Source organism: Bradyrhizobium sp. PUT101, from assembly GCF_052043945.1.
Classification (GTDB): Bacteria; Pseudomonadota; Alphaproteobacteria; order Rhizobiales; family Xanthobacteraceae; genus Bradyrhizobium.
This window is the reverse complement of sequence record NZ_CP197207.1, coordinates 2,468,252-2,478,036: the sequence shown is the minus strand read 5'-3', so window position 1 is coordinate 2,478,036 and position 9,785 is coordinate 2,468,252. Positions and strand designations below refer to the sequence as shown.

The following is a 9,785-nucleotide window of genomic DNA, read 5'->3' as shown; positions in this document are numbered from 1 at the left end:
ATGGTCGATGCCGTCTGGCCGCGACACGCATTGTTTTGTTTCGAACAGCCCTCCGCGCACGCACATGTCGACATGATGTGATGTCGGGTTTGCAACAATCGAGAGCTTCGAGGCTATCTGTCTCCAATCGCTTCGCTTTTTGACATCGGCAAACGCTGGCACACTCGTTGCAAAAGTCCTCGTGCAAGGCGACCTCGCGGAAAGAGATCGCGAGAGCGGCGCGCCGGTTGAGGCGTCCGATCGTTCACACAGGGATAACCGAGGGATATTCGTATGAGCCTAGCAACCACCCAGAGCGTCGCCGAGATCAAGGCCCGCAACAAGCAACTGATCGACGAAGTCTTGAAGGTCTATCCGGAAAAGACCGCCAAGCGCCGCGCCAAGCACCTTAACGTGCACGAGGCCGGCAAGTCCGATTGCGGCGTCAAGTCGAACCTGAAGTCCATTCCCGGCGTGATGACCATTCGCGGCTGCGCTTATGCCGGCTCCAAGGGCGTTGTATGGGGTCCGATCAAGGACATGATCCACATCAGCCACGGCCCGGTCGGCTGCGGGCAGTACTCCTGGGCGGCTCGGCGCAACTACTACATCGGCACGACCGGCATCGACACCTTCGTCACCATGCAGTTCACCTCCGACTTCCAGGAGAAGGACATCGTGTTCGGCGGCGACAAGAAGCTCGCGAAGATCATCGACGAGATCCAGGAATTGTTCCCGCTCAACCACGGCATCACCATCCAGTCGGAATGCCCGATCGGCCTGATCGGCGACGACATCGAGGCGGTGTCGAAGGTGAAGTCCAAGGAATATGACGGCAAGACCATCGTCCCGGTGCGCTGCGAAGGCTTCCGCGGCGTCTCGCAATCGCTCGGCCACCACATCGCCAACGACGCGGTGCGCGACTGGATCTTCGACAAGATCTCCCCGGAGGCGAAGCCGGCCTTCGAGGCGACGCCCTATGACGTGGCGATCATCGGCGACTACAACATCGGCGGCGATGCCTGGTCGTCGCGCATTTTGCTCGAGGAGATGGGCCTGCGCGTGATCGCGCAATGGTCCGGCGACGGCAGCCTCGCCGAGCTGGAGGCGACGCCAAAGGCGAAGCTCAACGTCCTGCACTGCTACCGCTCGATGAACTACATCTCGCGCCACATGGAGGAGAAATTTGGAATTCCCTGGTGCGAGTACAATTTCTTCGGTCCCTCCAAGATCGCAGAATCGCTACGCAAGATCGCGAGCTTCTTCGACGACAAGATCAAGGAAGGCGCCGAGCGCGTGATCGCGAAATACCAACCGCTGATGGACGCGGTGATCGCCAAATATCGCCCGCGCCTCGAAGGCAAGACGGTGATGCTGTTCGTCGGCGGCCTGCGTCCCCGCCACGTGATCGGCGCCTATGAGGACCTCGGCATGGAGGTGGTCGGCACCGGTTACGAGTTCGGTCACAATGACGACTATCAGCGCACGGCCCAGCACTACGTCAAGGACGGCACACTGATCTATGACGACGTAACCGGCTACGAGTTCGAGCGCTTCGTCGAGAAGGTCCAGCCCGATCTGGTCGGCTCAGGCATCAAGGAGAAGTACGTCTTCCAGAAAATGGGCGTGCCATTCCGGCAGATGCACTCCTGGGACTATTCCGGTCCCTATCACGGCTACGACGGCTTCGCGATCTTCGCGCGCGACATGGACATGGCCATCAACTCTCCGATCTGGAAGAAAACCAAGGCACCCTGGAAGGATGCCCCGCGGCCGAGCCTGATGGCGGCGGAATAACAAGGCAAGGTCCGGTTCCTCCCGTTCAGGGAGGAGCCGGGACAGGCGATCGAACACGAATCCAACAAAGGTGCCACGATGACACAGAATGCCGAACACGTGCTCGATCACTTCGAGCTGTTCCGAGGCCCGGAATACCAGCAGATGCTGGCCAACAAGAAGGCGCTGTTCGAGAACCCGCATGATCCCGCGGAAGTCGAGCGCATCCGCGAATGGGCGAAGACGCCCGAATATCGCGAGAAGAATTTCGCTCGCGAAGCCTTGACCGTCAATCCCGCCAAGGCCTGCCAGCCGCTCGGCGCCGTGTTTGTCGCGGTCGGCTTCGAGGGCACGCTGCCCTTCGTGCATGGCTCGCAAGGCTGCGTCGCCTATTACCGCAGCCATCTGTCGCGCCACTTCAAGGAGCCGAGCTCCTGCGTCTCCTCCTCGATGACGGAGGATGCGGCGGTGTTCGGCGGCCTGAACAACATGATCGACGGGCTGGCCAACACCTACAACATGTACAAGCCAAAGATGATTGCGGTCTCCACCACCTGCATGGCGGAAGTGATCGGCGACGATCTCAACGCCTTCATCAAGTCCGCGAAGGAGAAGGGTTCAGTTCCGGCGGAATACGACGTTCCCTTCGCCCATACGCCGGCCTTCGTCGGCAGCCACGTGACCGGCTACGACAACGCCCTGAAGGGCATCCTGGAGCACTTCTGGGACGGCAAGGCCGGTACCGCGCCAAAGCTCGAGCGCAAGGAGAACGGCAAGATCAACTTCATCGGTGGATTCGACGGCTACACCGTCGGAAATATCCGTGAGATGAGGCGCATCTTCGAGTTGATGGGGATCGAGTACACGATCCTCGCCGACAACAGCGACGTGTTCGACACTCCGACGGACGGCGAATTCCGCATGTATGACGGCGGTACCACGCTGGAGGACGCGGCGAACGCCATCCACGCCAAGGCGACCATCTCCATGCAGCAATACTGCACGGAGAAGACGTTGCCCTTCATCGAAGGGCACGGCCACGAGGTCGTCGCCTTCAATCATCCGGTTGGGGTCAGCGCCACCGACGACTTCCTGATGACGCTGTCGCGCATCACGGGCAAGCCGATTCCAAAGGCGCTGGAACAAGAGCGCGGCCGCCTGCTCGACGCCATGGCGGACTCGAGCGCGCATATCCACGGCAAGAAGTTCGCGATCTACGGCGATCCGGACCTCTGCTACGGGCTGGCGGCCTTCCTGCTCGAGCTCGGCGCCGAGCCCACCCATGTGCTCTCGACCAACGGCAACAAGGCCTGGGCGGAAAAGATGCAGGCGCTGTTCGCCAGCTCGCCGTTCGGCAAGAACTGTCATGCCTATCCGGGCAAGGATCTCTGGCACATGCGATCGCTGCTGTTCACCGAGCCGGTCGATTTCCTGATCGGCAACACCTACGGCAAGTATCTGGAGCGCGACACCGGCACGCCGCTGATCCGCATCGGCTTCCCGGTGTTCGATCGCCACCACCACCACCGCTATCCGGTGTGGGGGTATCAGGGCGGCATGAACGTTCTGGTGAAGATCCTCGACAAGATCTTCGACGAGATCGACAGGAACACCAACGTACCTGCCAAGACGGACTACAGTTTCGACATCATCCGCTGACGTCTATGAGAGCTGCCGCCGTCCGACGGGGCGGCGGCAGACCACCAGTCTAGCCAGAGCGATCGAGACTGCGGGGCATGACGCTCGCGCAGCGGGTCAGGGAATAGGAGAGACGCATGAGCTCGCTGTCGGCCACCATCCAGGACGTCTTCAACGAGCCGGGTTGCGGCAAGAACGCCAACAAGACGGAGGCCGAGCGTAAGAAGGGCTGCACCAAGCAATTGCAGCCGGGAGGGGCCGCCGGCGGCTGCGCCTTCGACGGTGCCAAGATTGCGCTGCAGCCGTTCACCGATGTCGCCCATCTCGTCCACGGCCCGATCGCCTGCGAAGGAAACTCCTGGGACAATCGCGGCTCGGCATCGTCGGGCTCGGACCTCTGGCGACGCAGCTTCACCACCGACATGAACGAGACCGACATCGTGTTCGGCGGCGAGAAGCGGCTCTACAAGGCGATCAAGGAGGTCATCGAGAAATACGATCCGCCGGCGGTCTTCGTCTACCAGACCTGTGTGCCCGCCATGATCGGCGACGACATCAACGCGGTCTGCAAGGCTGCGGCCACGAAGTTCGGCAAGCCGGTCATCCCGGTCAATTCGCCAGGTTTCGTCGGGCCGAAGAACCTCGGCAACAAGCTGGCCGGCGAGGCGCTGCTGGAGCACGTCATCGGCACGGAGGAGCCCGAATACACGACACCTTACGACATCAACATCATCGGCGAATACAATCTGTCCGGCGAGTTCTGGCAGGTCAAGCCGCTGCTCGACGAACTCGGCATCCGCATTCTCTCCTGCATCTCCGGTGACGGAAAGTATCGTGAGCTGGCTTACTCGCATCGGGCCAAGGCCGCGATGATGGTGTGCTCCAAGGCCATGATCAACGTTGCGCGCAAGATGGAGGAACGCTACGGCATCCCCTACTTCGAGGGTTCATTCTACGGCATCCAGGATTCCAGCGAATCGCTGCGCGAGATCGCGCGGCTTCTGATCGAGCGTGGCGCGCCGGCGGAATTGATGGACCGCACCGAAGCGGTGATCGCGCGCGAGGAGGCTAGGGCCTGGGCCGCGATCGAGCGCTTCAAGCCGCGCTTCAAGGACAAGAAGGTGCTGCTGATCACCGGCGGCGTGAAGTCATGGTCCGTGGTCGCCGCGCTTCAGGAAGCGGGTCTCGAGATCGTCGGCACCTCCGTGAAGAAGTCCACCAAGGAGGACAAGGAGCGGATCAAGGAGCTGATGGGGCAAGACGCCCACATGATCGAGGACATGACGCCGCGTGAAATGTACAAGATGTTGAAGGACGCGCGCGCCGACATCATGCTGTCCGGTGGCAAGTCTCAGTTCGTCGCGCTGAAAGCGGCGATGCCCTGGCTCGACATCAACCAGGAGCGCTCCCATGCCTATATGGGCTACATCGGCATGGTCAAGCTGATGGAGGAGATCGAGAAAGCGCTCTACAACCCGATGTGGGCCCAGCTCCGCCGTTCCGCGCCGTGGGACGATGCGGGCGTCAACTGGCAGGCCAAGGCGATGGCGCAAATGGATGCGCAGGCGGCAGAGATCGCCGCCGATCCGGCGCGTGCGGAGGCGGCCCGCCGCGCCAGGAAGATCTGTCACTGCAAGACCGTCGACCTCGGCAGCATCGAAGATGCCATCGCCGCGCACGGTCTTTGCACCGTCGACGGCGTCAAGGAACACACCAACGCCTCGGGCGGCTGCGGCGCCTGCAAGGGACGGATCGAGGACATCCTCGCCGCTCAGCCGGCGCCCATCCTCCAGGCGGCGGAGTAGGCGCAGCCGATGGCAATCGTCACCACCTCGAAGAAGGCCTGCTCGGTCAATCCGCTCAAGATGAGCCAGCCGATCGGCGGCTCGTTCGCCTTCATGGGGTTGCGCGGAGCGATGCCGCTGCTGCACGGTTCGCAAGGCTGCACCTCGTTCGGACTGACCCTGTTCGTGCGGCATTTCAAGGAAGCCGTGCCGATGCAGACCACTGCGATGAGCGAGGTCGCGACCGTGCTCGGCGGCTATGAGAACGTCGAGCAGGCGATCCTCAATATCTACAATCGCACCAAGCCCGAGATCATCGGCATCAACTCGACCGGCGTCACCGAAACCAAGGGCGACGACGTTGAGGGCTTCATTCGCACGATCCGGCAGAAGCACCCGCAGTTCGAGAAATTCCCGCTGGTCTATGTCTCGACGCCCGATTTCAAGGACGCTTTCCAGGACGGCTGGGAGAAGACCGTCGCGCGCATGGTCGAGGTGCTCGTCGACCCGGTCGGGGCCGGAGCGGCGCGATATCCCGCACGCGTCAATGTTCTGCCCGGCTGCCATCTCACGCCCGGAGATCTCGACGAGCTGCGTACCATCATTGAGGATTTCGGCCTCAAGCCGTCGTTCCTGCCGGACCTTGCCGGCTCGCTCGACGGGCACATCCCGGACGAGTTCACGCCGACCACGATCGGCGGCATCGGGGTTGACGAGGTCGCGACCATGGGGCAGGCGGCCTGGACGATCGCGATCGGGGCGCAGATGAAGCGCGCGGCGGAAGCCATGCAGCAGAAGGCAGGCGTGCCGTTCCGCCTGTTCGAGCGGCTCTGCGGCCTGATCCCCAACGACGAATTCATCACATTCCTCAGTGAGATCAGCGGAAGGCCGGTGCCGGCGAAGTACCGCCGCCAGCGCGGCCAGCTCGCGGACGCGATGCTGGACACCCATTTCCACATCGGCGGCCGCAAGCTCGCGATCGGCGCCGAGCCGGACCTGCTGTTCGATCTCTCCAGCATGCTGCATGAGATGGGTGCCGAAGTCGCGGTCGCCGTGACCACGACGGCCTCGCCGGTGCTGGAGCGCGTCAGGACGCAGGAGGTCCTGATCGGCGATCTTGAAGACCTGGAAGAGCTTGCCAAAGTGCGCGACTGCGATCTCCTCATCACCCACTCCCACGGCCGCCAGGCTGCCTCGCGCCTGAAGATCCCGTTCTACCGTGCGGGCTTTCCGATGTTCGACCGTCTCGGCGCCGGGCACCAGCTGTCGATCGGCTACCGCGGCACGCGCGATCTGGTCTTCGATCTCGCCAATCTCGTCATCGCCGACCGCGAAGCCAACCACCAGCCGACGCCAGATACCTGGCGGTCGACGGACAGCGGGCTCCAGGTCGTCCCGCCGCAACTGCACTGACGCAAGAAGAGGGACCAGATCGATGAAAGTCGCCTTTGCCACCCAGGATCTGAAGCGCGTCGATGCGCATTTCGGCTGGGCCAAGAACATCGCCATCTACGACGTCAATCCAGATGGCCATCGCTTCGTCGAGGCCATCCAGTTCGACGGCGACCTCAAGGAGGACGGCAATGAGGACAAGCTGGCGCCGAAGATCGAGGCGATCAAGGATTGCGTGATCCTGTACGTTGCCGCGATTGGCGGCTCCGGCGCGGCGCGGGTCGTGGCCAACAACATCCATCCGATGAAGGTGACCCAGCCCGAGGCGATCGACGACCTCTGCGTCAAGCTCGAGGACGTGCTGAAGGGATCGCCGCCGCCCTGGCTGCGCAAGGTGCTCGCCAAAGGCCAGGAACGCAGCTTTGATTTCGAAGACTGAAGGAAAGCGATCATGTCAGAGGCGGCTGAACTCGTCCAATCCAACGCAGCGGCTGAGGCGCCGTTCATCAAGGAGCTCGTCAGCATCTGGCGGGCCCAGGACACCCATGGCGCCTGGGAGGGCAAGAAGGATCTCGACCTGCTCGAGCCCTACATCCTCGACAAGGAGAAGCGCCGTGCGCTCCCGATCGTCGGTGATCCCGACCCGGACACGATCTGGCGCATGGAGCTGTTCTTTAACGCTGTCGCGCTCTCGATCGAGAAAGCGACCGGTGTGATGATCTCGCCGATGCTGAAGATGCACCATGAAGGCTTCGGCCGCATGGTCCTGATCGGCGGGCGGCTCGTCGTCATCAACAAGCAGCTGCGCGACGTGCATCGGTTCGGCTTCGACAATCTGGCCAAGCTTGCGGCCGAGGGCGACAAGTATGTCGTGGGCGGGGTCGAGATGATCCGCAAATTTCCCGATGTGGCGAATTACTGAGGCATGAGCATGAGCGATCTTGAAACCCTGAAGGCCGAGATCAAGAAGCTGTCGGCCAGGGCGATGCAGGCCAAGATGGACCTCCACGATCTCTCGGAGGAGCTTCCGATCAACTGGACCTCGATCCTGAGCGTGGCCCAGAAGGCCCACGACGCTTTCGCCGAGCTCGAGCGCAAGCGCGAGGATCTCAAGGTGCTGGAAAAGGCCTGAGGCGGGCTTCCGATCATGTCCTACGCAACCCGCGACGGCCGCGACTGGAAGCCGGACTATCTGGTGTCGATCGATGCCCAGAAGTGCATCGGCTGTGGCCGCTGCTACAAGGTCTGCGGCCGCGAGGTCATGACGCTGAAAGGCATCAACGAGGACGGCGAGATGATCGACCTCGATGACGATGATGACGAGGTCGAGAAGAAGGTCATGGTGATGAACGACGACGGCGCCTGTATCGGCTGTGGCGCCTGCGCGCGGGTCTGTCCGACCAACTGCCAGACCCACGCCCCCGCGGCGGCTTGAACGCCGTGCCGGACCAGCGATGACCAAGACCAGGTTCGCCAGGTACAATATCGGCCAGGTGATCCGTCACCGTCTCTATGCGATGCGGGGCGTCATCTTCGACGTCGACGAATCGTTCGCCGGCACGGATGGCGAACCGGTGCCTGACGGGTCGGCGACGGGCCTGATCTACCGGCTGTTCGCCGAAGACGGTGAAATTCCCTATGTGGCCTGCATTGCGGAGCGCGACCTCGAGCCCGATGATTCCGGCGAGCCGGTCAGCCATCCCGGGATCGGGGCCATGTTCGAGGTCGAAGAGGCTGGCGGCTATCGCCGGCGCAGGCTCGCGTTGAACTGACGCGCGAGCGACGCCGCGATCCGCCTTACTCGATCCCCTGTTCGCGTGCCTTCATCATCGTGGCGATGCGGAAACGTTCGTGGATGGCGACCGGATTGGCAAGCATGTCGGCTTCCGCCTGCCTGAACGCGGCGAGGACGATATCGGCTTCCTCGCGCGTCAGGGGCACGCGCCCGGCCATGTGGGTCGCCTCCGGCGCGGCGTCACGGATCGCGCGGCGATAGGGATGATCCTTCACCTCGATCAGCTCGTTCGCTTCGAGCTTTCCGCCGAGCGTAATCGCCAGGCCGACGACCTCGAGCTTGCGGCCGTCCTGCGTGGTCTTGACCAGGATCGCCATCACGGCACCATGGGCATGGCAAAGCCGGGGCGGGGATGTGCGTCGTAGTAGTCCGGGCGTTCCGGCCAGCCGCCCTCGGCGATGAACTTGAACGCGGTGATCTTCACCGGCGCACCTTGCGAGCAGGAGACTTCGGCGAACTTGATCTCGCGCGGGCCGGGCCCGGCAGAGAAGTCCACCACGACGGTCCCGTCGGCCTTGCAGGCTCGCGCAAAGCCCGGTGTGCCGACGCTGCTTGCCAGCACCGGATTGGCCGAGAAGTTTACGCCGGCGTCGCCGCTGAAAGCGGGGCTCGCAAACTTGAACGTGGCGAGGACGCCGCTGCGGTCGACAGGGCGATCGGCGGTGATCGGGCGCGCGACCGAATAGACGGTCAGCGTGCCGCCATCGAGCAGCGCCTTGATCTCGTCTTCCGAGCAGGCGGCGAATTCAGACGCGACGTTCATGTCATTCTCCATGCCAGGGGGCCTGACTGAACAACATCAATTTCCGTGCCACCCCGCACGCGCCCGCCGAAAGCTACGACGTCGTCGAAACCACGAGAATCGGCGTGCAACTGGCCCCACATGCTGAACCGGGCGGGTGACAGCGCCGTCGCATGTCGGATTTCCGACCTGACGCGATCGCCACATCACGTGTCTCGGCCTAGCGCGATTCTTGCAACGATCGAGCGATCCGACCGCGAACGAGGACAGCATGGACCACAATACCGCCTATGCGATCTGCGCCTTCAACGACATTCCGAGCCAGCGGGCGATCGGCTTTCATCTCGTGATCGTCGGCGAAGACGGGGCGCCGCGGCCCTGGCCGATCGTGATCGTGCGCTGGGGCAAGCAGGTGTTCGGCTATCTCAACCGCTGCCCGCACGATGGGGTGAATCTGGACTGGGAGCGCAACCATTTTCTGGACGGCAACGGCACCAGGCTGATGTGTGGCAAGCATGGAGCCACATTCGAGCTCGGTACCGGCCATTGCGTGGACGGGCCGTGCAAGGGCGAGAGCCTGACGCCGATCGCGCTCGCCGTGCTCGACGGCGATATCTGCGTGACCGGTGTGACGCTGGTGGAGGACGATGAGACGGCCTGCGAGGAAGAGGTCTGACGT

The 9,785-nt window shown here is 62.9% G+C and carries 12 protein-coding genes; 10 read left to right on the top strand and 2 right to left on the bottom strand.

Annotated features, from left to right (window positions below):
* Nucleotides 1–273: 273 nt before the first annotated feature.
* The 9 genes from nifD to hspQ all read left to right on the top strand — a co-directional run bounded on the left by nifD (nucleotide 274) and on the right by hspQ (nucleotide 8,341).
* Nucleotides 274–1,776: a nitrogenase molybdenum-iron protein alpha chain gene (gene nifD, locus ACSHT2_RS12175; RefSeq protein WP_440641772.1), complete on the top strand. Its 1,503-nt coding sequence runs from the start codon at nucleotides 274–276 to the stop codon at nucleotides 1,774–1,776.
* Nucleotides 1,777–1,854: 78 nt separating this feature from the next.
* Entirely contained in the window at nucleotides 1,855–3,414 is a 1,560-nt protein-coding gene (gene nifK, locus ACSHT2_RS12170; RefSeq protein WP_440641771.1) for a nitrogenase molybdenum-iron protein subunit beta, read from the top strand.
* A 116-nt stretch (nucleotides 3,415–3,530) separates the two neighbouring features.
* Nucleotides 3,531–5,198: a nitrogenase iron-molybdenum cofactor biosynthesis protein NifE gene (nifE, locus tag ACSHT2_RS12165; protein WP_440641770.1), complete on the top strand. Its 1,668-nt coding sequence runs from the start codon at nucleotides 3,531–3,533 to the stop codon at nucleotides 5,196–5,198.
* Nucleotides 5,199–5,207: 9 nt separating this feature from the next.
* Nucleotides 5,208–6,590: a nitrogenase iron-molybdenum cofactor biosynthesis protein NifN gene (gene nifN, locus ACSHT2_RS12160; RefSeq protein ID WP_440641769.1), complete on the top strand. Its 1,383-nt coding sequence runs from the start codon at nucleotides 5,208–5,210 to the stop codon at nucleotides 6,588–6,590.
* Nucleotides 6,591–6,612: 22 nt separating this feature from the next.
* A complete protein-coding gene (nifX, locus tag ACSHT2_RS12155; RefSeq protein ID WP_025037822.1) occupies nucleotides 6,613–7,008 on the top strand; it encodes a nitrogen fixation protein NifX in 396 nt (131 codons plus the stop codon).
* 12 nt (nucleotides 7,009–7,020) lie between these two features.
* Nucleotides 7,021–7,491 carry a NifX-associated nitrogen fixation protein gene (locus ACSHT2_RS12150; protein ID WP_440641768.1) on the top strand — a complete coding sequence of 157 codons (471 nt, stop codon included), beginning with the start codon at nucleotides 7,021–7,023 and terminating at the stop codon, nucleotides 7,489–7,491.
* Between the two features lie 9 nt (nucleotides 7,492–7,500).
* Nucleotides 7,501–7,701, top strand: a complete 201-nt coding sequence (locus tag ACSHT2_RS12145; RefSeq protein WP_440641767.1) for a CCE_0567 family metalloprotein — start codon at nucleotides 7,501–7,503, stop codon at nucleotides 7,699–7,701.
* 15 nt (nucleotides 7,702–7,716) lie between these two features.
* On the top strand, nucleotides 7,717–8,004 hold the full coding sequence (gene fdxB / locus ACSHT2_RS12140; protein ID WP_188096640.1) for a ferredoxin III, nif-specific: 288 nt from the start codon (nucleotides 7,717–7,719) through the stop codon (nucleotides 8,002–8,004).
* Between the two features lie 19 nt (nucleotides 8,005–8,023).
* Nucleotides 8,024–8,341 (top strand): heat shock protein HspQ, encoded by a 318-nt coding sequence (gene hspQ, locus ACSHT2_RS12135; RefSeq protein ID WP_440641766.1) that lies wholly within the window; start codon nucleotides 8,024–8,026, stop codon nucleotides 8,339–8,341.
* 25 nt (nucleotides 8,342–8,366) lie between these two features.
* On the opposite strand, the gene ACSHT2_RS12130 is transcribed toward hspQ, so the two are convergent.
* Complete coding sequence (locus ACSHT2_RS12130; RefSeq protein ID WP_440641765.1) at nucleotides 8,367–8,681, bottom strand: hypothetical protein; 315 nt, start codon at nucleotides 8,679–8,681, stop codon at nucleotides 8,367–8,369.
* Nucleotides 8,681–9,127, bottom strand: a complete 447-nt coding sequence (locus ACSHT2_RS12125; RefSeq protein ID WP_440641764.1) for a hypothetical protein — start codon at nucleotides 9,125–9,127, stop codon at nucleotides 8,681–8,683. Before ACSHT2_RS12125 ends, ACSHT2_RS12130 begins: the two co-directional genes overlap by 1 nt.
* 250 nt (nucleotides 9,128–9,377) lie before the next feature.
* On the opposite strand from ACSHT2_RS12125, the gene ACSHT2_RS12120 reads away from it, so the two are divergent.
* Nucleotides 9,378–9,782 (top strand): Rieske (2Fe-2S) protein, encoded by a 405-nt coding sequence (locus ACSHT2_RS12120; protein WP_440641763.1) that lies wholly within the window; start codon nucleotides 9,378–9,380, stop codon nucleotides 9,780–9,782.
* Nucleotides 9,783–9,785 lie beyond the last annotated feature (3 nt).

Excerpts from the sequence above, each read along its gene's own strand:
- nifD (WP_440641772.1), top strand. The coding sequence starts at position 274 with ATGAGCCTAGCAACCACCCAGAGCGTCGCCGAGATCAAGGCCCGCAAC.
- nifK (WP_440641771.1), top strand. The coding sequence starts at position 1,855 with ATGACACAGAATGCCGAACACGTGCTCGATCACTTCGAGCTGTTCCGA.
- nifE (WP_440641770.1), top strand. The coding sequence starts at position 3,531 with ATGAGCTCGCTGTCGGCCACCATCCAGGACGTCTTCAACGAGCCGGGT.
- nifN (WP_440641769.1), top strand. The coding sequence starts at position 5,208 with ATGGCAATCGTCACCACCTCGAAGAAGGCCTGCTCGGTCAATCCGCTC.
- nifX (WP_025037822.1), top strand. The coding sequence starts at position 6,613 with ATGAAAGTCGCCTTTGCCACCCAGGATCTGAAGCGCGTCGATGCGCAT.
- ACSHT2_RS12150 (WP_440641768.1), top strand. The coding sequence starts at position 7,021 with ATGTCAGAGGCGGCTGAACTCGTCCAATCCAACGCAGCGGCTGAGGCG.
- ACSHT2_RS12145 (WP_440641767.1), top strand. The coding sequence starts at position 7,501 with ATGAGCGATCTTGAAACCCTGAAGGCCGAGATCAAGAAGCTGTCGGCC.
- fdxB (WP_188096640.1), top strand. The coding sequence starts at position 7,717 with ATGTCCTACGCAACCCGCGACGGCCGCGACTGGAAGCCGGACTATCTG.
- hspQ (WP_440641766.1), top strand. The coding sequence starts at position 8,024 with ATGACCAAGACCAGGTTCGCCAGGTACAATATCGGCCAGGTGATCCGT.
- ACSHT2_RS12130 (WP_440641765.1), bottom strand. The coding sequence starts at position 8,681 with ATGGCGATCCTGGTCAAGACCACGCAGGACGGCCGCAAGCTCGAGGTC.
- ACSHT2_RS12125 (WP_440641764.1), bottom strand. The coding sequence starts at position 9,127 with ATGAACGTCGCGTCTGAATTCGCCGCCTGCTCGGAAGACGAGATCAAG.
- ACSHT2_RS12120 (WP_440641763.1), top strand. The coding sequence starts at position 9,378 with ATGGACCACAATACCGCCTATGCGATCTGCGCCTTCAACGACATTCCG.